General features: G+C 72.9%; 16 protein-coding genes. 6 read left to right on the top strand and 10 right to left on the bottom strand.

From position 1 onward, the window contains the following. Positions 1–42 precede the first annotated feature (42 nt). Entirely contained in the window at positions 43–1,359 is a 1,317-nt protein-coding gene (locus ACIQPR_RS14020; protein WP_403646802.1) for a copper amine oxidase, read from the bottom strand. A 77-nt stretch (positions 1,360–1,436) separates the two neighbouring features. Beyond that, a complete protein-coding gene (locus ACIQPR_RS14015; protein WP_403646799.1) occupies positions 1,437–2,243 on the bottom strand; it encodes a Tat pathway signal sequence domain protein in 807 nt (268 codons plus the stop codon). A 198-nt stretch (positions 2,244–2,441) separates the two neighbouring features. Here ACIQPR_RS14015 and glgX point away from each other — a divergent pair, with 198 nt between their 5' ends. Then, positions 2,442–4,559 carry a glycogen debranching protein GlgX gene (gene glgX / locus ACIQPR_RS14010; RefSeq protein WP_403646796.1) on the top strand — a complete coding sequence of 706 codons (2,118 nt, stop codon included), beginning with the start codon at positions 2,442–2,444 and terminating at the stop codon, positions 4,557–4,559. 249 nt (positions 4,560–4,808) lie between these two features. Further along, positions 4,809–7,157 (top strand): malto-oligosyltrehalose synthase, encoded by a 2,349-nt coding sequence (treY, locus tag ACIQPR_RS14005; protein ID WP_403646793.1) that lies wholly within the window; start codon positions 4,809–4,811, stop codon positions 7,155–7,157. Here treY and ACIQPR_RS14000 read toward each other — a convergent pair. Next, entirely contained in the window at positions 7,154–8,254 is a 1,101-nt protein-coding gene (locus ACIQPR_RS14000; RefSeq protein ID WP_403646791.1) for a cytochrome P450, read from the bottom strand. The two genes, treY and ACIQPR_RS14000, sit on opposite strands and share 4 nt — an antisense overlap. A 492-nt stretch (positions 8,255–8,746) precedes the next feature. On the opposite strand from ACIQPR_RS14000, the gene ACIQPR_RS13995 reads away from it, so the two are divergent. Then, positions 8,747–10,039: a M14 family zinc carboxypeptidase gene (locus tag ACIQPR_RS13995; RefSeq protein WP_403646788.1), complete on the top strand. Its 1,293-nt coding sequence runs from the start codon at positions 8,747–8,749 to the stop codon at positions 10,037–10,039. A gap of 15 nt (positions 10,040–10,054) precedes the next feature. Here ACIQPR_RS13995 and ACIQPR_RS13990 read toward each other — a convergent pair whose 3' ends face one another. The 3 genes from ACIQPR_RS13990 to ACIQPR_RS13980 all read right to left on the bottom strand — a co-directional run bounded on the left by ACIQPR_RS13990 (position 10,055) and on the right by ACIQPR_RS13980 (position 12,802). Then, a complete protein-coding gene (locus ACIQPR_RS13990) occupies positions 10,055–10,498 on the bottom strand; it encodes an SSI family serine proteinase inhibitor (RefSeq protein WP_403646785.1) in 444 nt (147 codons plus the stop codon). Then, the gene (locus ACIQPR_RS13985; protein WP_403646783.1) at positions 10,495–12,024 is read right to left on the bottom strand and encodes a M14 family zinc carboxypeptidase; all 1,530 of its coding nucleotides are present in this window, start codon (positions 12,022–12,024) and stop codon (positions 10,495–10,497) included. Before ACIQPR_RS13985 ends, ACIQPR_RS13990 begins: the two co-directional genes overlap by 4 nt. Positions 12,025–12,250: 226 nt before the next feature. Continuing rightward, a complete protein-coding gene (locus ACIQPR_RS13980; protein WP_403646780.1) occupies positions 12,251–12,802 on the bottom strand; it encodes an FHA domain-containing protein in 552 nt (183 codons plus the stop codon). Between the two features lie 173 nt (positions 12,803–12,975). On the opposite strand from ACIQPR_RS13980, the gene treZ reads away from it, so the two are divergent. After that, positions 12,976–14,724: a malto-oligosyltrehalose trehalohydrolase gene (gene treZ, locus ACIQPR_RS13975; RefSeq protein ID WP_403646777.1), complete on the top strand. Its 1,749-nt coding sequence runs from the start codon at positions 12,976–12,978 to the stop codon at positions 14,722–14,724. Positions 14,725–14,795: 71 nt separating this feature from the next. Here the strand turns inward: treZ and ACIQPR_RS13970 are convergent, their stop codons facing one another. From ACIQPR_RS13970 to ACIQPR_RS13960, 3 genes are all read right to left on the bottom strand, one after another. Next, positions 14,796–15,734, bottom strand: coding sequence for an aminoglycoside phosphotransferase family protein (locus ACIQPR_RS13970; RefSeq protein WP_403646774.1), 939 nt, complete (start codon positions 15,732–15,734; stop codon positions 14,796–14,798). Between the two features lie 44 nt (positions 15,735–15,778). Beyond that, positions 15,779–16,906 (bottom strand): M24 family metallopeptidase, encoded by a 1,128-nt coding sequence (locus tag ACIQPR_RS13965; protein ID WP_403646771.1) that lies wholly within the window; start codon positions 16,904–16,906, stop codon positions 15,779–15,781. A gap of 125 nt (positions 16,907–17,031) precedes the next feature. Further along, positions 17,032–17,616 (bottom strand): PDZ domain-containing protein, encoded by a 585-nt coding sequence (locus tag ACIQPR_RS13960; protein WP_403646768.1) that lies wholly within the window; start codon positions 17,614–17,616, stop codon positions 17,032–17,034. Positions 17,617–17,837: 221 nt separating this feature from the next. Here ACIQPR_RS13960 and ACIQPR_RS13955 point away from each other — a divergent pair, with 221 nt between their 5' ends. Beyond that, positions 17,838–19,370 (top strand): hypothetical protein, encoded by a 1,533-nt coding sequence (locus tag ACIQPR_RS13955; RefSeq protein ID WP_403646765.1) that lies wholly within the window; start codon positions 17,838–17,840, stop codon positions 19,368–19,370. Positions 19,371–19,377: 7 nt separating this feature from the next. Here ACIQPR_RS13955 and cyc2 read toward each other — a convergent pair whose 3' ends face one another. After that, a complete protein-coding gene (gene cyc2, locus ACIQPR_RS13950) occupies positions 19,378–21,531 on the bottom strand; it encodes a germacradienol/geosmin synthase Cyc2 (RefSeq protein ID WP_403646762.1) in 2,154 nt (717 codons plus the stop codon). Between the two features lie 168 nt (positions 21,532–21,699). On the opposite strand from cyc2, the gene ACIQPR_RS13945 reads away from it, so the two are divergent. Then, positions 21,700–22,950: an endonuclease/exonuclease/phosphatase family protein gene (locus ACIQPR_RS13945; RefSeq protein ID WP_403646759.1), complete on the top strand. Its 1,251-nt coding sequence runs from the start codon at positions 21,700–21,702 to the stop codon at positions 22,948–22,950. Positions 22,951–23,054: the final 104 nt, after the last annotated feature.

The raw sequence follows: 23,054 nt of genomic DNA, 5'->3' as shown, positions 1-23,054 counted from the left end.
CGGGACCGGTCGGCGGTGCAGCCGGATGGACAGGGTCGTTTCTCAACTTCCGCCGAGGACATTGCCGTTCTGGTTCGCGAGCGCGGCCGGAGTGAGCGGATTCATGGCGGTGACGTCGCGCGGGGCGATCGAGAATCCCTGCCAGTGGACCGGCATCGGCTGCTGGTCCTCGTCGCGGGCGATGTGGTGGAAGCCGACGTTCACCCAGACCACGGGCTGTGTGAGGGTCTGTCCGTTGACCCACTTGTCGACCGACTTCGGGTGCCCCGCACCGCAGTTGGGCAGGTTGTCGCTGGCGAACTGCTCGCACTTGTTGTACTGCGTGAAGTACACGTCGTGCTGGGTGAAGCTGCGGCCCGGGTACTTGGTGGTGGGGCCGGGGACTATCTCGTAGGACCGGGCGTGGTTGTCCTTGTTCTTGCCGGTCGCGCTGACGATGCGCCACCAGCGCATGTTCTTGGCGTCGCCCGCGAGTTCCTTGGTCACCTTGGTCAACGTGGTCTTGTTGGTGGGGGTGTTGGCGCCGTGGGTGGTGACCTTGGAGTCGTACTGCTCGACGCGGCCCTTGGAGGAGCCGTCGAGCGCGAAGTCCAACTTCCAGAAGACGTCGTGCTGGTGGCTCGTCGCGTAGGCGGTGGCGCCCTTGCCGAGCGGCCAGCCGCGGCCGTCGCCCGCGTCGTAGTCGTAGGGCGAGAGGCTGCCGGTGGCGCCGACGTTCATGTTGATGGTGCCGTCGTCCTGGAAGCGCCACTCGGTGATGTACTCGTACCAGCCGACCTGGTTGACCGTGTAGACGAGGAAGTCCTTGCCCTGGGTCTGGTAGACCTTGTTGGCGCTGTCGCCCTGCATGCGGAAGGCGTGGCCGCGCGAACGGGTCGTGGTGCAGAGGCCCTTGACGTTCGGGTGGTCCGGGTCGATGGCGTCGGGGACCTTGACGGTCTTGATGGTGCCGCCGGGACACTCGCCGGGCGCCATGTTCATCAGGCCGGTGCCGAAGCCGTACTGCGTGAGGTCGCTGTACTCGTTCTTGCCGTCGTCGTACGGCACGTGGATCTGGGCGAGCTTCGCGTCGGCGAGCACCTTGATGGGGGTGGCCTGGCCGGGCGGCTGGTAGGAGATGTTCTCCAGGACGAGGCCGGCCTCGCGCTCGTAGTGCCAGCACATCCGCCAGGTGGTGCCGGTGGAGAGCTTCTGCTCGATGGTGTACGCGGCGCTGCAACCGGGGACGGCGGCGCTCGGGGCCGCCTTCGGCTGGGCGACGGCCGGGCCCGCGCCCGCGGTGGCACCGGCGGCCAGGGCGGCCACCGTGAGGGCCACGGCCCCCCGACTGCGGGCACGGCTGATTCTGTTGACGCGCATGAAGAAGTGACTCCCTTACAGGAGAAGCAAGTTGGGACAGTGGACGAAGGGCTGGGCGAAGGACCGAGGGTTCCGGCTCAGCCGGTGAGCTTGCCGACCTTGCGGGCGCTCAGGTCGATGACGAAGTCACGGGCGTCGATCCACGGCCCGTTCTTGACCTTCGGGAACAGCCGTACGCAGCGGTGCTCGCCGCACTGGTCGAAGACTCCGGACTGCTTGCCCGGGGTCGCCTTGTAGATCATGGCGGTCAGCAACAGCTTGTCGGGCGAGGTGAGTTCGTTGCCGGTGGCGTCCTTGTAGTCCGCCTTCAGGCCCGCGCCCAGCGGGTCCGCCAGCAGCAGCTGGGCCGCCTCGACGTCCTCGGCATGGCTCGGCGGCGGCTGCACTCCGTGCTGGGTGCCGGTCTGCTCGACCTTGCCGGTGTCCAGGTTGACGGTCTTGGTGACGACCGTGTCGTCCTTGTAGTCGTAGAACGTCACGTCCGCGCGGCGCGGCGCGTTCGGGTTGTCCAGCTCGTCGGGGTTCGGGTCGGCGAGTTCGACGTCGAGGCGCTGCGGCCCGCGCTTGCCGTCCACGTTCTCACTGGAGTTGAGGAACTGCTGGTTCACCGCGAGCTGTTCGACGCGCTTGGTCTCGTCGTCGGTCAGCGGGTCGCGGCCCGTGCCCTTCTCGCCCTCGGCCGGGGCCTGTTGCACCACACCGGGTGCCGCGCCCAGCCCGTCCGCCGCCTGCTGCGCGGATCCGGCGGCCTTTCCGGTGCCCCCCGACTCGTCGGCCCCCGCCGTGCCCGGCAGGGTGACGGCGACCATCACGGCGGTCCCCGCCACCGCTATGGCCGTACCCGCCACCACTTTGCCCAGGTGGCGGTGCACTGTCCTTCGCACATCTCCCCCTACTCCCCCTGGATCCGTCCCCGGACCGCTGGGAGTGGTGTCTGTCCCACTTGGATCGGCGTACGGCATACGTCGTACGCACCGGTCATTTGGTAAGAGGGATGTAAGTCATAGGTGGTTCCCTCACTTTCGGGGAGACTCAGGGTCAAGGCGCCCCGGTGGCGGGGCCCGGCTGAAAGAGTCGTGACCATGCAGGTCTGGCCTGGAGAGGCGTATCCACTCGGTGCCACGTACGACGGCGCCGGCACCAACTTCGCGGTCTTCACGGAGGCCGCGGACCGAGTAGAGCTGTGTCTGCTGCACGACGACGGCTCGGAGACGGCGGTGGAGCTGCGCGAGAGCGACGCTTTCGTACGGCACGCGTACGTGCCCGGCATCATGCCCGGACAGCGCTACGGCTTCCGCGCGCACGGCCCGTACGCCCCCGAGCGCGGCCTGCGGTGCAATTCCGCGAAGCTGCTGCTCGACCCGTACGCGAAGGCCGTCAGCGGATCGATCGCCTGGGGCGAGGAGGTGTACGGCTACCACTTCGACGCCCCGGAGAAACGCAACGACCTGGACTCGGCCCCGCACACGATGTCGTCGGTCGTGGTCAACCCGTACTTCGACTGGGGCGACGACCGGCGGCCCCGGCGCGGCTACCACGAGACCGTGCTCTACGAAGCGCACGTCAAGGGCCTGACGATGCTCCACCCGGGGCTGCCGGACGAGCTGCGCGGCACCTACGCGGCGCTCGCGCATCCGGCGGTGATCGAGCACCTGGTGGAGCTCGGGGTGACCGCCCTGGAGCTGATGCCGGTGCACCAGTTCGTGAACGACCACCGGCTGGTCGACATGGGGCTGAACAACTACTGGGGCTACAACACGATCGGTTTCTTCGCCCCGCACAACGCGTACGCCTCCTGGGGCGACCGCGGCCAGCAGGTCCTGGAGTTCAAGTCGGCGGTACGGGCGCTGCACGAGGCCGGTATCGAGGTCATCCTGGACGTCGTCTACAACCACACCGCCGAGGGCAACCACCTGGGCCCGACGCTGTCCTTCAGGGGCCTCGACAACCCGTCGTACTACCGGCTGGCGGACGACCCCCGCTACTACACGGACACCACGGGGACGGGCAATTCGCTGCTCATGCGGTCCCCGCACGTGCTCCAGCTGATCATGGACTCGCTGCGCTACTGGGTCACCGAGATGCATGTCGACGGCTTCCGCTTCGACCTGGCGGCCACCCTGGCGCGGCAGTTCCACGAAGTGGACCGGCTGTCGTCGTTCTTCGACCTGGTGCAGCAGGACCCGGTGGTCTCCCAGGTGAAGCTGATCGCGGAGCCCTGGGACGTCGGCGAGGGCGGCTACCAGGTGGGCAACTTCCCGCCGCTGTGGACCGAGTGGAACGGCAAGTACCGGGACACCGTGCGGGACCTGTGGCGGGGCGAGGGACGGGCGCTCGCGGAGTTCGCGTCCCGGCTGACCGGCTCGTCCGACCTCTACCAGGACGACGGCCGTCGCCCGCTGGCCTCCATCAACTTCGTGACCTGCCACGACGGGTTCACGCTCAACGACCTGGTGTCGTACAACGACAAGCGCAACCAGGCCAACGGCGAGGACAACCGCGACGGCGAGAGCCACAACCGCTCGTGGAACTGCGGTGCCGAGGGCGAGACCGACGACCCGGCGGTCCTGGAGCTGCGCGCCCGCCAGACGCGCAACTTCGTGGCCACGCTGATGCTGTCCCAGGGCGTGCCGATGGTCAGCCACGGTGATGAGTTCGCGCGCACCCAGGAGGGCAACAACAACGCGTACTGCCAGGACAGCGAGCTGGCCTGGGTGCACTGGCCGGAGGAGGGCGCCGAACCGTCGCCGTTGCTGGCCTTCACGCGCGCCCTGGTGTGGCTGCGCAAGGAGCACCCGGTGTTCCGGCGCCGGCGCTTCTTCCACGGGCGGCCCGTGGAGGGCACCCACGACGAGCTGTCGGACATCGCCTGGTTCACCCCGGAGGGCAAGGAGATGACCCAGCGGGACTGGGACTCGGCGCAGGCGTCCGCGCTGTCGGTGTTCCTGAACGGCAACGCGATCTCGGAGCCGGGGCAGCGCGGGGAGCGGATCGCCGACGACTCCTTCCTGATGCTGTTCAACGCCTCGCCCCAGACGCTGGACTTCGTGGTCCCGGTCAACCACGGCCGCCAGTGGGAGGTGGTCGTGGACACCGGCCGCCCGGAGGGGGTGCCGGCGGGCACGGGCGCGAAGGTGAAGGCCGGGGACCGGCTGACCCTGGTGGACCGCAGCATGACGGTCCTGCAACGCCCCACGTAGGGGCTAGGTCGTGTCCGCAAAGTCCCGTCGTTCGCCCGGAGGGCGGGCCTCGCGGCGTCCGGTGCGTGCGCTCGGTGCGCCGCCCGGAAGTCCTCGTACTGGGCGTACTTGGGCTTTCGGGCGGTGCGGCGAGCGTGCCGGGCGTCGCGAGGCAGGCGGGACTTCGCGGACACGGCCTAGCACCCGGCCGGTGGACCGGATGCCGGGGGCGATGACACGAAGGGCTGCCGGGCGGGTACACAGGTCTGCATGACACCTGAACGACCCGACCCGGCAGTGCCCACGGCCACCTACCGGCTGCAATTGCAGCCAGAGTTCCCGTTCGCGGCGGCCGCGGCGGCCGTGCCGTACCTGGCGTCGCTCGGCGTCTCGCACCTGCACCTCTCGCCCGTCCTGGAGTCCGTCCCGGGGTCGACGCACGGCTACGACGTCGTGGACCACGCGCGCGTGCGGGACGAGATCGGCGGCGAGGACGGCCTGCGGGCCCTCGCGCGCACCGCGCGGGAGCACGGTCTCGGTCTGGTGGTGGACATCGTGCCGAACCACATGGCCATGTCCCCGCGCCACAACCACGCCCTGTGGGAGGTGCTCAGGGAGGGGCCCAAGTCGCCGTACGCGCGCTGGTTCGACATCGACTGGGAGGCGCAGGGCGGACGGCTGCTGCTGCCGGTGCTGGGCGGACCGGTCGGCTCCGAGCTGGAGCACCTGGAGGTCGACGGCGATGTGCTGCGCTACTACGACCAGGTGTTCCCGCTGCGCGCGGGCACCGGGGAGCTGCCGTTGCCGCGGCTCCTGGACGCGCAGTGGTACCGCCTGGGGTGGTGGCGGCTGGCCCGCACCGAGCTGAACTACCGGCGGTTCTTCAGCATTTCGGAGCTGATCGGGGTCCGCGTGGAGGACCCCGAGGTCTTCGACGCCACGCACGGCAAGATCCTCCAGCTGCTGCGCGAGGGTGTCGTGGACGGGCTGCGCGTGGACCACCCGGACGGCCTCGCCGACCCCGACGGCTATCTCCGGCGGCTGCACGGGGCGACCGGGGGCCGCTGGACGGTCGTGGAGAAGATCCTCGCGGACGGGGAGCGGCTGCCGGCGTCCTGGCCCGTCGCGGGCACCACCGGCTACGACGCCCTCAGGCACGTCGACGGGCTGTTCGCGGACCCGGCGGGGGCGGGGGAACTCCTGGGCCAGTACCGGAGGTTCGCGGCCCCGCAGCCGGACCGGGGCGGGCACTGGGAGGCGACGGTGCGGCGGGCGGCGTACAAGGTGCTCACGCACGAGCTGGACGCCGAGACGGACCGGCTGACCCGGGTCGTGAGCGGGCTGTGCGCCGCGTCCCCTGAGCCCGCGCTGCGCGACCGGGCCCCCTGGGCGCTGCGGACCGCGCTGGTGGAGCTCCTGGTGCGCGTGGAGGTCTACCGGCCGTACACCTCGGGCGACACCGCGGCCGTCGTGACCGAGGAGGCGGCGGCCGAGGCCCGGCAGGCGTTCGCGGTCCCGGAGGAGGCGGGCGCCGTCGACGTCGTACGGGAACTGCTGCTGGGGCGGTACGGGGACGGGCCCGAGGAGGTCGAGTTCCGGGTCCGGTTCGCGCAGACGGCGTCCGCGCTGCGGGCCAAGTCCGTGGAGGACACGGCCTTCTACCGCTATGTGCCGCTGCTGTCGGCGACCGAGGTGGGCGGGAACCCGGGCCGTCCTGCCGTGTCCCCGGAGGACTTCCACGCGTACTGCGCGCGCGTGCAGCGCGACTGGCCCGTGGCGGGCACCGTGCTGTCGACCCACGACACCAAGCGCAGCGCGGACGTACGGGCCGCGCTGGCCGTGCTCACCGAGGTGCCGGAGCGCTGGGCGGACGTGCTGACCGAGGTGACCCGTACCGGTGCGGGCGTGCCGGACCCGCAACTGGCTTGGGCGGCCTGGCAGATGGTGTTCGGTCTCGGCCCGGCGGACCCGGAGCGGGTCCAGGGCGCCCTGTTGAAGCATGTGCGGGAGGCGGGTCTGCACACGAGCTGGACGGAGCAGCGGCCGGCCTACGAGGAGGCGGTGGCGGCGTTCGTCGCGGCGGGCCCGTGCGGGCCGCCCGGTGAGCGCGTGGCCGCCTTCCGCGCCGCGCTGGAGCCGCACGTCCGGGCGAACGTGCTGGGTGCCGCGCTGCTCCAGCTGACGATGCCGGGTGTGCCGGACCTCTTCCAGGGCACCGAGGCCGAGTACCTGGCGCTGGTCGACCCCGACAACCGGCGGCCGGTGCCGTTCCCGCCCCCGGAGGCGGGTGCCAAGGGCGCTGTGACGGCCGCCGCGCTGCGGCTGCGGGCCCGTCGTCCCGGGGCCTTCGGTGACGCGGCGACGTACGTCCCGCTGGCCGCGGAGGGTCCGGCGGCGGCGCACTGTGTGGCGTTCGCCCGCTCGGGGGCGGCGGTCACGGCCGTGACCCGGCTGTCGTCACGGCTCGCGGAGGCGGGCGGCTGGCGCGACACGGTGCTCCCGCTGCCGCCGGGCGGGTGGGCCGATGTGCTCGCTCCGGAGCGGCGGTTCACGGGGCACGCGCGCGTGGCGGACCTTTTCGCGCTGTCGCCGGTGGTGCTGCTGGAGGTCTCCGACTAGACGCACACCCGGAGGGTCCGGGGCGAGCGGTGGACCAGGTCGGCGGGCAGCTGCCGGGCGCCCGGTGCGCGGCGCAGACCGGGCAGCGCGGACAGGAGGGCCCGCAGGCCGTGTTCGGCCGTGAGAGCGGCCAGCAGGGCGTCCGGGCGGGTGCCGTGGGCGAGCGGTCCGGGGTCGGTGCGGAAGGCGTCGTAGCGGTCCGGGTCGGTGAAGCGTTCCGGGTCGCGGCCGGCGGCGCCGAGCAGACAGGCGACGGTGGCGCCCGCGGGTATCGCGCCGACGGGCGCGAGGGCGCGGCGCAGCACGATGTGCTGCGGCGGATCGCGGCGCAGCGACTCCGCCCAGGCGCCCGGCACGAGGTCGGGGCGGGCGCGGAGCACGGCCAACTGGCGCGGGTGGTCGAGGACGTTGGCGAGGAACGAGGCGAGAGCCCGCGCGGTGCTCTCGCCGGACGCGCCGAGCAGCGTGCCCACCAGCCCGGTGACGGCGTCGTCCGACAGCGGGCCGCCGTCACCGCGCGCGGCGCACAGCACGGACAGCAGGTCGCCGCCCGGGTGCGCGCGGCGCCGGGCCGTCAACGGCCGCAGGAAGGCGCCCAGTTCGCGACGGCCGCCCTCCGAGCGGCCGAGTCCCGCGCGGCACCAGCTGTGCACCCGCGCGGTCTCCTCGTACGGCAGCCCGAGCGCGGCCACGGCCGTGGCGGTGGGCAGCCAGTCGCAGAACTCGGCCACCAGGTCGGCGTCCGCGCGGGCGGCGAGGCGGCGGGCGAGGACATGGGCGCTGCGTTCGACGGCGGCGGTCAGGGCGGCCTGCGCGGGCCCGCGCAGCGCCCGGTCCAGGGGCCGTTCCGCCTCGGGCGCGGCCGGATGCCCGGCCACAGGGACGAGCCTGGGGTCGGCGAGCGCCGCGCGGACGTCGCCGTGGCGGCTGAGGAGCCAGGCTCCGAACGGCTCGTCGTACACCAGCGGATGGTGTGTGCGGAGGACGCGGTAGAGCGGGTAGGGGTCCCGTACGGCCGTCCGCAGGCTCGGGGGTCCCGGTGGCCGGGCCGGGGCGCCCGCGGTGCGGGGGACGGTCACCTCGGTGAGACACAGCACCGCCGTCCGCTCCCGTGGTCGCAGCTGCGCCGCACACGGTCCAGGAGGTGCGCGGCCGGTCGTCCGCGTCCTGCGCGCACGCGGCTGCCCCCAGCCGACCACCGCACCGCGCGGACCGCAGCTCCCGTACGGCCGTTCGGGTGAGGCGGACCCGCCCGGCCGCACGGCGTGCGACGGGTCCCCGGCCACCGGCTCGCACCCGCGTACGGACCCGGGGCACGGGTCGGGCCGCGGGCGTACGGTGGCGGGCCGGGCGGGCGGTGTCCGTGGTGCGGGGGCACGCGCGCGTGCCCGCCGACGACGTCACCGGAGGTGACCGCGGCGACCCGCGAAACCCTCTGGAAATCCCCGGCCCCCTGCTGGCACCAACGCGCCTACCGGCTGCCGGTAAATGCCCCTGGGCGCCCCCTGGAGCCTCCCCCGCGGTCTGCTTGACAGTTCACAGAGGCCATGAAGTACTGCGGTTGCGAAGCCGGGGCGGAGTAGTCGGGGGTGAGTCTCCTGCCGGAGTTGCGATACCCCAGTGTGGCCGAACTGGTCTCGTCCGCGCGGGCGTTGGCCGCTCACCGGCCGGCCCTGTGCACCTTGCGCCAGATCGGTGTCTCGCGCGCGGGCAGACCGCTTCATCTGCTGTCCGTGGGACACGCCCGGCGCGCCGTGCTGGTGGTCGCGGGCGCCCACGCCAACGAGCCGACCGGCGGCTCCACGCTGCTCGCGCTGGCCGAACGGGTGGTCCGCGAGCGGGAGTTGAGGTCGGACACGGCCTGGCACTTCCTGCTCTGCGCGGACCCGGACGGAGCGAGCCTGCACGTCACACCGGCACCGCGCAGCCTGCTCGACTACCACCTGGGCTTCTTCCGCCCGGCGGGTCCCGAGCAGCCGGAGTGGTCGCCCTCGGTGCTGCCGCCCGACCGACTGCCCCCGGAGACGAGGGCGTTGACCCGGGTGATCGACGAGCTGCGGCCCTACCTCCAGGTGACCCTGCACGGCACCGATCTCGGCGGCAGCTGGGTGCAGTTGACGAAGGACATACCGGGGCTCGCCGAACCGTTCGCCAAGTCGGCGGCGGAGCTGCGCATCCCGGTGGAGACGGGCGCCTCGGACGCGGCGGGCTGGCCCGCCTCGGGGCCCGGGGTGCATGTGATGCCGGCGCCCGGTTCGGACGCGGCCTACCCGAGCATGCCGGACGACGCCCGGCACAGCACCTGGTACCACGCGCACCGCTACGGAGGTCTGACGGCCGTCGTGGAGGTCCCGATGTGGGCGAGCGACCTGGTCGACGACCCGGCGCCGCATCCCGCCCCGGCGGCGGCGCTACGGCGGCTGGGGCGCCGTCTGCTGCGGGACGGGCGGGAGGTCGAGCGGGTGCTCACCGAGGCGCTGCCGCGGCTCCAGGGCGCCGACGGGCCGCTGCTGCGGGCCGCGCGGTGGGCGCTGGAGCTGGTGCCCGGCCTGGCCGCGGACTGGATGCACACCTCGCCGGCCGACACCACGATGGCGTACGTCGGCAGTGTGGACGCGTTCGGACGCCGGCTGCCGTTACGGGCGGCGGCGATGCTGCTGCGGGTGCTGCGGGAGACCGACGACCGCGCGGCGCCCCTGCTCGAACACCTCGTGGTCTCGTGGAGCGATGCCTTCGCGGAGCGCTTCCGGGCCCGCTGGGTACCGCTGGAGCACCAGGTGGAGCACCAGTCCCGGACGGTCGTGGCGGCGGCGCTGTACGCGCGCGAGCGGGCGGTCGAGATCGGCGGGGCCCCACGCGCGCGTGCCCGGCGCTCGGCCTGACCCCGCCCGTCCCGCTCAGGTGTCCAGCGCGAAGACGTCGCCGGTGCGCGCCGCCATGACGCAGCCGTTCGAGAAGGTCCTCGTGTAGTCGACCGGGCGTCCCTGCCACTGCCCGCGCGCTTGGGCGGTGACCGGGGCGTAGATCATCGGGCAGAGGACGCTCTTCGCCGGGATGGCGTCGATGTCGCCGCCCGCCGCGCCCAGTTCGGCGCAGGCCTCGGCCGCGTGGGCGTGTCCCTGGGGCGGGTCGCACAGGAGCAGGGTCCCGCGCGGGTCGACGGACCGGGTGTCACGCGGGTCGCCGGACGGGCCGTCGCCGCGCGTGACGGTGAGCCGGAGCCAGTCGTCCTGGAGGCCGTGCCGGGGTGCCGCCAGGACGGGTGCCCGGCCGGCGGCGAGGAGCAGGGCAGCTGCCAGCAGGGCGGCGCGGAGGGCGGTCGCTGTGGAGGTGTACGTCATTCCCGGTGCATCGGCACCGCGCTCTGCGCACCCCAGCCCGGCTCACTCGAACGGGAGTGGACGGGCGTGTGGCGGCGGGCCAGTTCGAACGCGCTGAGCACCACGCGCGACTGGTACTCGACCTGGCGTGCGACGGAGATCCAGCGCGCTCCGAAGCCGTCCCGGTAGTCGGCGCACCACTCGTCGATCAGCCGGTCCAGCTCGGGCAGCACACCGGCCGGGTCGCTGCCGGAGGCGACGACGAGCTGGTACAGCAGCCCGGCCGTGCGCAGCGCGAGGCGCCGGCCCGCGATGCGCAGGGCCGCGAGATGCGCGGTGTTGAGCGGCGGCAGCGGGCGGGCGGCGCTGGTGTCGACATCGGGGTCCCACGCGTCGGCGAGCCCGGGGCACACCAGTAAGTAGTCGTCGACCGGCGCGAGCAGCCGTGCGGCGTCGGGCACGCGCGGGGGCCGGGGCAGCACTCCGGGGGTGGCTGTCGGCGCGGGAGCGGGGCGGCCGACGTCGTGCCGGGGGCGGCGGTCGGCCGCGGCCCCGGGCAGTGGTCCCACCGGGCCGGCACCGGGCCGGGCGGCCGTCAGCGGCGTCGGCCCGGCCGTACGGGAGAGCGTGCCCGGCTCCGTCGCGGCCGTCGCCGTATCGGGTCCGCCCTGCACGAACGGCCGTATTCGCGCGAGGAGTTGTTCCAGGATGCGGGTGTCGTGGCGCAGGGTGCGGCTCAGGGTGCGCAGGACGGCGTCCGCGTCGGCGGGCGGGGTGCCGTCCTCGACGCCGGCCACGCCCCACATCGGTGCCTCCACGACCGCGGTGACGGTGCCGTGCCGGTGCGGGTGGAACCAGGTCGACTCGACGGCGGCCTCGGTGATGGCGGCGGCCAGATCGCCCCGGCGCGGTGGCGGGATGCGGTAGACGGCCGGGCCGATGCTGGGCCAGTACAGGGTGTCGTAGGGCCCGAGTTCGCGTGGGATGCCGAGGCGGGCCGCGGTGTGCGCGACGCGCTGGGCGAGGCCCGGGAGGTCGCGGGTCAGCTCGACGAAGCCGCCGCCCACGTCGACGCCGTGCAGGGAGCACTGGAGGAAGGGCCGCAGTTCGTCCTGGACCTCCAACAGGGCGCGGGTCTCCGGGAGTCGGGCCCCGGCCGCGCCGTCCGGCAGCCACTCGGGCTGCTCCAGGAAGCCGGGCCGGAAGAAGTTCCGGAAGTACCGGCCGAGGCTGTAGGGGCCGGGCAGCCAGCCCTCGTTGCGGCGCGAGCCGTCGGGGTCCAGGGACAGCAGCAGGTTCCAGGTGGCGTCGGCGCCCTCGCTCAACCGGGGGTCGGCGAGGACCCGTTCGGCCAGGCGCAGCACCGTCGCGCCGCCCACGGGCTCGTTGGCGTGCGGTCCGGCGACCACGAGGGCCTGGCGGCTGCCGTGGCCCACGCAGAGCAGCCACAGGGGCGTACCGGCGCGGGAGGTGCCGACGCGGCGCAGCCGGGCGTCCCGGGGTCGGCGGGCGACGAGTGCGGCGGCCTGGGCCCCCAGCTCGTCCACGGACGGGTAGCGGAGGAGTGGCGGCAGGGCACACCTCCACGGATTTGGTGCCGTCGGTTCACCAGATGTGCATGGTGTACACACAGTCAGTCACGGCCCGAGGGGTACGTCAACACCGCCGTATGCAAAGGGATTTCACTCCGCCCCAAGATCGCCACATCGGGTAATGCCCAGGCCAGAGGTGAGGCGGGGCTGTGTCGGAGCCGGGGTCGAGACGGGTTCGCGCTCAGTTCACGGCGAGCCGGAACGCCATCCGTCCGAAGCCGATCTGGTCGCCCTCGCGGACGACGGCCGCCCCGATCACGCGACGGCCGTTGACCGTCGTGCCGTTGGTCGAGCCGAGGTCGCGCAGCACCCACATGCCGCCCTGGCGGCTGAGTTCGGCGTGCACCCGGGACACCGTCTCGTGGGTCAGGCGCAGTCCGTTGGCGGGGTCGCGGCCGATGCGCAGCGGGTGCGCGTCGCCCGGGTGGGGCAGCAGCAGCTTGGGCAGCCGCTCGGCCTGCCAGGCTCTGCGCAGCCGTACGGTGAACCCGGAGACGGCCTCCACGGTGCCGAACAGGGCGCGTGAGAGGCGGCTTTCGGTGGGCAGGTCGGCGGTGAGCGCCACGAGGTCCTCGGACCGGCGGGCGGCGAGCGCCAGTTCCATGCGCCGGATGAACGTGTCGTGCGAGAGCCGTCCCATGGCGACGCCGTCGTGGAGGACCTTGAGCGCCTTGTCGCGCTCCGCGTCGGACAACCGCGCGGGGTACGTGTGGAACTCGAAGGACGACGTCACGCTCGTGATTGTCGGGCAGTGAACCCCGGGTGTCCAGAAGACGCGGAAACGGCCCCCACGCGCGTGAAGATGACGACACCTGCGCCAAAGGGGTGGATTCAAAAGCGGATTGATCTCGTTTGAAGCACGATGGACGGGCTACATCCCGGTGAGCAGACGAAGGGGAACCGTCCGTGCAGTTCGAGGTGTGGGCACCAGAGGCAGACCGTGTGACGCTCCATCGGGAGGGCGCCACGCGCGCGTTGGAGCGCGATCCCGCGCGCGTGGGGTGGTGGCGCGGCGAGGCGGACGCGGGCCACGGCACGCGGTACGGGTTCGCGGTCGACGACGGCCCGCCGCTGCCCGACCCGCGCTCGCGCCGCCAGCCGGACGGCCCCGACGGCCTGAGCGCCGTCGTCGAGCACGAGCGGTACGCGTGGCGCACCGCCGGGTGGCCGGGCCGCCCGCTGCCGGGCGCGGTGCTCTACGAGCTGCACGTCGGCACGTACACGCCCGAGGGCACCCTGGACGCGGCGGCCGACCGGCTCGGCCATCTCGCCGGACTGGGCGTCACCCACGTCGAGTTGATGCCCCTGTGCCCGTTCCCCGGGCGGCACGGCTGGGGCTACGAGGGTGTCTCCCTGTGGGCCGTGCACGAGCCCTACGGCGGCCCCGAGGCGCTGAAGCGGTTCGTCGACCGGGCCCACGAACTCGGGTTGGGCGTGGTGCTCGACGTGGTGCACAACCACCTCGGCCCGTCCGGGAACTACCTGCCCGCGTTCGGCCCGTACTTCACGGACACGCACCAGACCCCCTGGGGCAGCGCCGTGAACCTGGACGCGCCGGGCTCGGACGAGGTGCGCGCCTTCCTGCTGGGCAGCGCGCTGGCCTGGCTGCGGGACTACCGGATCGACGGGCTGCGGCTGGACGCGGTGCACGCGTTGCAGGACACGCGCGCGTGCCACTTCCTTGAGGAACTGTCCGCCGCCGTCGACTCGTTGGCCGCCGAGACGGGCCGGCCGCTCTTCCTGGTCGCCGAGTCCGACCTGAACGACCCGCGTGTGGTCACTCCCCGCGCGGAGGGCGGTCTCGGGCTGCACGCCCAGTGGAACGACGACTTCCACCACTCCCTGCACACGGCGCTGACCGGCGAAGCACAGGGCTACTACGCGGACTTCGCGCGGGCCCCGCTCTCGGCGGTCGCCAAGACGCTCACGGGCGGCTACTTCCACGACGGCAGCTATTCGAGCTTCCGCGACCGGCACCACGGCCGCCCCCTGGACCGCACGCGCGTGGCCGCCCACCGGCTGCTCGGCTACAGCCAGACCCACGACCAGATCGGCAACCGCGCCCAGGGGGACCGCCTTTCGGCGTCCCTCTCCCCCGGGCTGCTGGCCTGCGCGGCGGCGCTGACGCTCACCGGTCCCTTCACGCCGATGCTGTTCATGGGCGAGGAATGGGCGGCGGGCACGCCCTGGCAGTTCTTCACCGACCACACCGACCCGGACCTCGCGGAGGCCGTACGGCGGGGCAGGCGGCGGGAGTTCGCGGCGCACGGCTGGGCCGAGGAGGACGTGCCCGACCCCCAGGACCCGGCGACCCGGGACCGCTCCTGCCTGGACTGGTCGGAGCCGGAGCGCGAGCCGCACGCGCGCGTGCTGGCCTGGTACCGCCGTCTCGTCGCCCTCCGGCACGAGCAGCCCGACCTCACCGATCCCGACCTCTCCGACACCAAGGTGGCCTTCGACGAGGACGCCCGCTGGCTGGCCCTCCGGCGCGGGGACGTACGCGTCGCCGTGAACCTCGGCAAGGAGCCAGCCGCGATCCCCCTGGGCACCCGCCCGGCGGAGATCCTGGCCGCGTGGGAGCCGGTGGCGGCGCCGGGGGCGGACGGTCTGCTGCGGCTGCCGAGGGAGTCGTGCGTGGTGCTGGCACAGGCGTAAACGCTTGCGCATACGTTTGCGCAAAGGCTTGCGTAAACGCTTGCGCGAGCGTTTGCGTAAACGTGTGCGCGCTACAACTCCCCCTCCCCGTCGCGCAGTTCGGTCACCCGCTCCAGCAGGATCGCCTCCCAGGTGTGGCGCAGTTGGGTCCTGAGGAGGGGAAGGGGTGCGGTGTCTCGGCCGTCGAGCCGGGCCGCGAGGCGGACGACCGTGTCGCAGCGGGCCAGCCACAGGCCGCGCAGGCAGGGGCGGGCGCCGTAGCCGGCGAGCGTGGCGGCGCGGACGGCGGCGGGGGCGCCCACGGCCAGCGCGAGCCCGGCGATGTCCTCCGCGGGGTCGCCGAGGGCCGTGTCGGTCCAGTCCAGGACACCGCGCACCCGGCCGTCCGCGCTCACCACGAGGTGTTCGCCCCTGAGGTCGTGGTGGACGAGGACGGCGGTGGCGGACTGCGCGGCGAGCTGGACCGCGCCGGGCTGGGTGAGCTGGTGGAGGCGGGCGGCGTCGAACTCGTCGGCGGCGGTCAGCCGGTCGGCCGCCTGCTCGGCGGCGCGCCGCAGGGCCTCCAGGGAGCGCGGGGCGGCGCGCGGGACGCCGAGTGCCTCGGCCTGCCGGACGGGCACCTCGCGCAGCCCGGTGAGCAGCCCGGCGAGGTCGGCCTCGCCCACGGCGGAGACGTCCTGGTCCTCGCCGGAGTGGCCGGACAGCCTGGTGTCCAGCGTGTAGGCGAGCCCGGGCGCCCACTCGCCGTGCGCCACGCTCGTCGGAACGGCGACGGGGAGATACGGCCGTACGAGGTCGCGCAGACGCAGTTCGCGGCGCTGCCGCTGGGCGGCCTCGCGGCTCGGGGCGAGGCGCAGGACGTGGCGGGTGCCGACCCACCACGTGGAGTGCCCGCCGCCCTCGGCGACGGGCCGGACCTCGGGTCCCGTGCTGTCGGCCGCGCTGTCCTTGAGCAGGGAACGGACCAGTTGTCGGACGGTGTCCGCGGTGGGTGTCGGTGCCTGGGTCATGGTCGCGCCGTCGCCGTTCGGGGTGTCGGGGCTCCTGGTCGTCGTCAGTCCACCAGGGCCATCTCGCGGGACGTGTTGTTGAGCCGCCGGCCGCCGTCCTCGGTCACCGTGACGATGTCCTCGATGCGCACCCCGAAGCGGCCGGGCAGATAGACCCCGGGCTCCACGGAGAAGCACATCCCGGGCACGAGGGGCTGCTCCTCGCCCTCGATCATGTACGGCGGCTCGTGCGTGGTGACGCCGATGCCGTGGCCGGTGCGGTGGATGAAGTAGGGGCCGTATCCGGCGTCGTCGATGACCGCGCGGGCGGCGCGGTCGACCTCCTGGCAGGCGATTCCGGGGCGCACCGCGCGAAAGCCCGCCTCTTGGGCCTCGCGGACGAGGTCGTGGACGCGCTGTTCCTCGTCGTCGGGTTCGCCGACGTGGACCGTGCGCGAGGTGTCGGAGCCGTAGCCGTCCTTGAGGCCGCCGAAGTCGAGGACGATCATGTCGCCCCGCTGGATGACGCGTTCGCCGACCTCGTGGTGCGGGTTGGCTCCGTTGGGTCCCGAGGCGACGATGGTGAAGTCGACCTGGGAGTGCCCGAACTGCCGCAGCAGGTCGGCCAGATCGGCGCCGACGTCGGATTCGCGGCGGCCGGCGAAGGGAACCTTCCGGATCTCCTCGTACGTTGCGTCCGCGGCCGCCCCGGCGGCTGCCATGAGCCGCAGTTCGGCCGCGTCCTTCACCGCGCGGAGCATCGGCAGCGCGTCGGTGAGGGAGGCGTAGGTGGTGTCGGGCAGCGTCCTCTGGAGTGCCAGCAGATGCATCGCCCAGGCGTTGTCGCTGATGCCGAACCGGCCGGTCGCGTCGAGCAGGGCGGCGGTGGCCGCGTAGGGGTCCTTGCCGTCGGTCCAGTCACGCAGGGTGAGGGCGTCGGCTCCGGGTGCCTTGGCGGCGTCGGGGGCCTCCAGGGTGGGGACGACGAGGACCGGGGAGCGCCCGGGGGCCAGGACAAGGACGGTGAGCCGTTCGGTGATCGCGGTGGGCGTGTAGCCGGTGAGCCACACCAGGTCCGGTCCCGGAGCGACCAGCAGCCCCGCGAGACCGGCGTCGGCGGCGGCCCGCGCGGCGCGGTCCATGCGGGCCCGGTAGTCGGCGGCGGTGAAGGGCGCGGGCGGGCTACCGGTCATTCGGGCCTCCGGGAACGGGCGAATGTGGCTACGGGCAGCATCCTGCCCGCACCCGGAGGCCCACGCGAGCCGATCGGCGGGAACGGCGCACTTCCGGCGCGTGCGCCGCACGGCTCGCGCGCGGGTCAGACGACGTAGCCGGGGACCACGGTGAACTGCTGGAAGCCGCCGCCGCGGTGGCGCACCGTGACGGTCACCTCCTTTCCCGGGTGGGCGTGGGTGACGGCGCGGGCGAGGTCGGCCGCCGAGTCGACGCGGGCACCGCCGAACGTGAGCAGGACGTCGCCGCGGACCAGGCCCGCCGTGTACCCGGGGCCGGGCATGTGGACGCCGACGATCAGCGCGCCGGCCTGTTCGGCGTCCACGGCCTCCACGCCGAGGGTCGCGGCACCGGAGGCCGCGGACGGGGGCGAGGCGGTCGCGCTCGCCGTGGAGGGCCGGTCGGCCGGGGTCGCCGTCCGCGTCGGCTGCCGGGCCGCCTGGCGTTGCAGGTCGGCGAGTTTGCTCATGCCGATCACGGTGGCGCCGACCGTGCCGAGTCCGATCCCCGAGAGCACCAGGACGGTTCCGACGAACACGCTGAACAGCAGGGTGATGAGCCGTCGGCCGCGGCGCCGGGCGGCGTGCGGGCGCCGGGTGGTGCCGGGCTTGGCGCCGTCGCCGGGCTCCTGGCCGGGCATCGGCTTGGGACGCAACGCGGTCTGTTCCATGGATCGCCTCCGGCAGATGCTCTACCCGGCGCACCGGCGCCCGACGTGCCACGAACGAGTGAGACTGACCGACGGTCAGGAGAGGGAGGCGGATCGGGAGCGCGACGGGCGGCGGGAGGCGGAGTCGGGCCGTGGGCCGCGATGGCGAGCGCCAGTGCCTCTGACCAGGAGTTTTCCCGACTCCGGCCTGACTGTCAGTGCCGCCTGTTACGTTCTGTGACATGACCGATCATGCCTTGCGGCTGCTTCGGCAGCACGCCCATCTGGCCGAACTGGCCGCCTTCCCCTTCGACTTCGACCTGAACCGCACGGACCACGTCGAGCAGGTCCGGCTGGCCTCGGGCGCCCCGCTGCGGCCGGTCGCCGGAGACGGCGCGGGCGGTACGTACTTCGTGTGCGCGGACGGTTCCGTGCTGTACGCCGACTCCGAGGGTTCGGCCGGGATCATCGGCTCCAGTGTCGACGAGGCGCTGGAGACAGTGATCGGTCTGCCCGGCTGGCGCGACCATCTCGACCTGCCCCCCTCCGACGGCCCCGAGAAGATTCTGGCGGCGGTCGCGGAGACGGAGGACGAGTTCCGTGAGGACTACGACCTCGACGAGGCGCGGCCCCGGCTCCGCGCCGCCCTGGGCCTGCCGGAGCGTTCCCCGGTCGAGCTGATCGGCCGGCTGTACGCGGCCCTGCTCCGCACGGAGCCCGACTTCCTGCTCCTCAACGCGGAGGAGGGCTGCGCCTACGACCTCCTCGACCGGCATCCCCGTCCCCCGCTGTGGGAGCCGGTGCTCGCCCGGGGGCGGGCGGATCTGGCGGCACTGCGCGTGGGCGACCGTACGGTGTGGGACGCGGTGGCCGGGGACCCCGTACGGCGTCGACTCGCCCTGCGGGCCGCGCAGTTCGACCGCGCGGACGGCGATCTGGAGCTGCTGCGCGAGCTGCTGCGGCGCGAGAGGGAGTCATCGATGTCGGACGAACTGCGGCTCGCCGCCGTGCTGGTGGGGCTGCACGGGCGCGTCGAGGATCTGCCGTTGCTGCACGAGGTGCGGGAGACGGACTACGACACCGCGTGCGGGCTGGGCGGGATGCCGGGGCAGGACGCGGACGGGACGGCCCTGCGGGAGTGGGCCCGGGAGCTGGACGAGGCGCTCTTCGGTACGGACCCCTCCGACGAACCCCCGTCCACCTGGACCGGGTTGGCGGCCGACCAGGGGCTCGTCGAGGTGGCCCGGGTCGCCCTGATCCGCCGGCTGGACGAGATCGAGACGGACCAGAGCCTGCTGCGGCGGCCGGGTGCGCCTACGACGCTGAACCCGGCTCCGCTGAGCGGACTGGCCCACGAGTTCGAGGAGTTGGGCGACCGGGTCCAGGCGCTGCGCGCCCAGCGTCTGTGCGCCGCCCTCCAGGAGACGGCGTGGGACCGGGTCTCGGCCCGGCTGAGGCAGGCCCGTCTGGAGCGGGAGACGGGTCAACTCGCCCAGGCGATGGCTACGTTGGCCGGTCTCCGGAGCACGCTGGCCGACCCCGGGGACGCGTCGCTGCGGCACTGGCGGGACGTGAACCTCGGCCGTTTCGTCGCCGAGGAGCACTACGCCCTCGCGTGCGCGCTGGTCGAGGCGGGCCTCCCGGAGGAGGCCCGAGTGACGCTGGCCGCCGCGGAGTCGATACTCGGCGAGCTCTCGGAGGCGGCCGGGAGGGCCGTACGGGAGCTCGCCGAGGATGCGGCGGCGCGGGTCCGGGATTCCGGGGATCCCGGGTGAGGGGTCGTCAGGCGAAGGGCAGCGCCGGGACCCGGTCCGGGACGAAGCCGTGCGAGCGGCCGGCCAGGTAGGCGGGCTTGTAGCGGTCGACCTCGCGGTGCCAGTTCAGGATGCCCGCCATCCAGTGCTGGAGGTCGGTCACATAGCCCCGCATGATCTCGCGCGCCTCCTCCGAGAGGTCGAAGTCGTCGTAGACGACGGGCAGTTCGTTCGCGGCGACGTGTTCGAACTGGCGCATGCGCTGGGTCATCAGATCGTGGACGACACCGAGCGCGGTCGGGTAGTCGATGCCGAAGAAGTTCTGGACGACAAGGATGGCGTTGTGGACCTCACCCTCGTACTCGATCTCCTTCTGGTAGGAGAACACGTCGTTGATGAGGCAGCCGTAGTCGATGGCCGCGTTCTCCAGGGCGCGGACGGGGCCGGTGCGGTAGACCTCGGGCGGGACCTTCGGGCCGTGGCCCATGCGGCACATGCTGAGGGTGAGGTCGGAGCCGAAGGTGGCGCGGCGCATCTCCAGGTAGTCGACCGGGTCGGGGATGCGGTGCTGGATCTGGTTGGACAGTTCCCAGACCCAGCTCTCGGTCATCTTGTTGATCGCGTCCTTGAGGGTGCGCCGGTCGTCCACGGGCATCTCGGCGGTGGTGAGGGTCCACAGGTCGATGAGCCCGCGTTCCATGCCGTTGACCGGGATCAGGGTCGCCGGGCCCTCGATGGGCATGCAGTCGGAGAGGCGGGCGGTGGTGACGCGGGCGGCGGCGAGGTCGCCGCGGACGCCGTAGACGAGGGGGTAGTAGTCGTCGCCGTAGGTGCCCCAGGCGAGCCAGCGCGAGCTGAGGTCGAGGGCCTCCTCGGTGGCGTCCGGGTCGATGCCGGCCGAGCAGAGCGGGAGGTCGGCGGCGGCGAGTTTCTCCTCGTCCCAGACGCCCTCCCGCAGCATGCCGACGGAGTGCATCCAGTCGACGAGGCGGAGCCGGGCGCCGTCGAGGTGCGGGCTGAGCTCGTGCTGGAACGGCATGTAGAAGTCGGGCAGTCGGGAGGGTCCGACCTTCTGGAAGGGGACGTGGGTGTAGGCGCGCAGCCGTTCGGCGCCGGCCGAGGCGAGCAGGGCGCCGATGTCGGCGGCGGAGGTGCCGAGGCCGGTCGGTCCGTCCAACGGCGAGTCGTCGAGGGCGCCTTGGTTCATGTAGCGGCTGGAGCGCAGGTGCCACTCGTGGCCGCCGGACTGCCAGTCCTGCAACCCCCGGGCGTAGGCGGCGACGGCCGCGACCTCGTCCGGGGTGAGGCCGTTCTCCAGGGCGACGGCGGGCACTTCGGTGAACGCGGTGTGCTCGAACTGGTGGAGCCGGGAGGTCAGTACGTCGTTGACGATCTCGGCGGCCTCCTGGGTGGTGCAGCCGAAGAAGGTCTCCAGGACGAGCACGCCGTTGCTCAACTCGCCCTCCTCCTCGACCTCCCGCTGATAGGAGAAGAGGTCGTTGCGCAGGTGGACGCCGTCGGAGAAGGTCTCCATCAGCACCCGCAGCGGCCTCGATCCGGCGACGGACGCGGGCACTTCGGCGGTCGCGTACTCCACGAGCCCCGCCGACCAGGGCGCGCCGCCCACCTTGCGGCGCATCTCGATGTACTCGACGGGGTTGGCGACCCGTCCCTCGTTGATGTTGGACAGCTCCCACAGGGACTCGTTGAGGAGGTGCTCGGTGGCGACGGCGAAGCGGCGGCGCCAGTCGACGGACATCGACGGCACCGTGCGCGCCCACAGGTCGGCGAGCCCCGCCTCGACCGGATTCTCCGGCTCCGGTACGGGAGTTGTGAGGTCCAGCGGCATGAACAGCGGCAGCCGGTCCAGGTAGGCCTTGCCGCCGGCGCGGTCCTGGCTGCGCTTGAAGATCTCCAGGAAGTGGTCGTCGAAGAAGAACACCCACACGTACCAGTCGGTGATCAGCGACAGCGCGGGCCCGTCGCAGTCGGGGTGGGTGTAGGCGCAGAGCAGGCCGTAGTCGTGCGCGTCGAGGTCGGCCTGCTCCCAGATCCCGGAGCCCTCCAGCATGCCCATCTCGCGCGCCCACGCGGAGGAGTGGGCGCGGGCCTCGTCCAGATGCGGGTTGAGGCGCGCGGGATACGGCATGTAGAAGTGCGGGAGTTCGAACGGCTGGGTCATGGCCGGGCCCTACCCGTGGCCCCGGGCGGCCATCCGGGGCGCGGGACATGATCACACCATCGCGTGAATCAGGGATGAACCCATGAGTTTCACCGGCATCTTGTGGCGTTCACTTCTACGCGCGCAGACTACGGGGGTTCACGTGTCCCCTCCCTCACCGGAGTCCCGATGAACCAGTCCAGAGCCTTCTCCCGCCGTACCGCGCTCGGCTCCCTGGCCGGGGCGGCGCTGGCCGGCACGGCCGCGTTCCCGGCGTCGGCGTCCACTCGCCACGGGTACGGGTCCGGACGGACCGTGCGGTTCGCCACCTTCAACGCCTCGCTGAACCGGGCCACCCAGGGTGCGCTGGTCGCCGACCTGTCGACGCCCGACAACGCGCAGGCGCGCAATGTCGCCGAGACGATCCAGCGGGTGAACCCGGACATCCTGCTGATCAACGAGTTCGACTACGTGGCGGGCGGCACGGCGGTCCGCCTGTTCCTCGACAACTACCTGTCCCGGGGGCACAACGGCGCCCGCCCGATCCACTTCCCGCACCACTTCACCGGTCCGGTGAACACGGGCGTCCCCTCGGGTGTGGACCTCGACGGCAAGAACGGCGTGGTGACGACGCCGGGTTCGGACGCCTACGGGCAGGACGCGTTCGGCTACGGCTTCTTCCCTGGCCAGTACGGCATGGTCGTCCTCTCCAAGTTCCCGATCGACACCCGCGCGGTGCGCACCTTCCAGCACTTCCTGTGGAAGGACATGCCGGGCAACGTGATCCCGCCGGGCTACTACAGCGACGCGGCCCGCGCGATCCTGCGGCTCTCCTCCAAGAGCCACTGGGACGTGCCGGTCCGGCTCGGCGACCAGACCGTGCACTTCCTGGTCTCGCACCCGACACCGCCCACCTTCGACGGCCCGGAGGACCGCAACGGCCGCCGCAACCACGACGAGATCCGGCTGTGGGCGGACTACGTCGGCGGCCACGCGCGCAGTGCCTATCTCTACGACGACAAGGGTGTGCGGGGCGGTCTCCGGCCCGGTGCGCGGTTCGTGATCGCGGGCGACCAGAACGCCGATCCCTACGACGGGGACAGCTACGACCACGCCGTACGGCAGCTCCTCGACCACCCGGCGATCAACCTGCCCTCGACACCTCCCGCCAGCGCGGGCGGCGTCGAGGCGGCGCGGCTCCAGGGCGGCGCCAACATCGGCCAGACCGGCGATCCCGCCTACGACACGGGGGACTTCAGCGACACGGCCCCCGGCAATCTGCGCGTGGACCACGTCCTGCCGTCCAAGGGCCTGGTCCCGGGCCGCAACGGCGTGTTCTGGCCGAACTCCGACGACCCGCTGTACCGCCTGGTCGGCGACGGCACCACGGTCGTCACCTCGGACCACCGGATGGTGTGGCAGGACGTACGGCTGGGGTAGGACGGTCCGGACAGGTGCCGGGGGAGGCGGTCCAGGGTGGCGGTCCGGTGGGCCGGGATCAGCGGGTCCGGGGTCACGCCGGCCGGACCGGCCGCCGCGTGGCC

Source organism: Streptomyces sp. NPDC091280 (assembly GCF_044768565.1).
In the GTDB taxonomy this organism is placed as follows: Bacteria; Actinomycetota; Actinomycetes; order Streptomycetales; family Streptomycetaceae; genus Streptomyces.
This window is presented reverse-complemented; position numbering and strand designations above follow the sequence as displayed.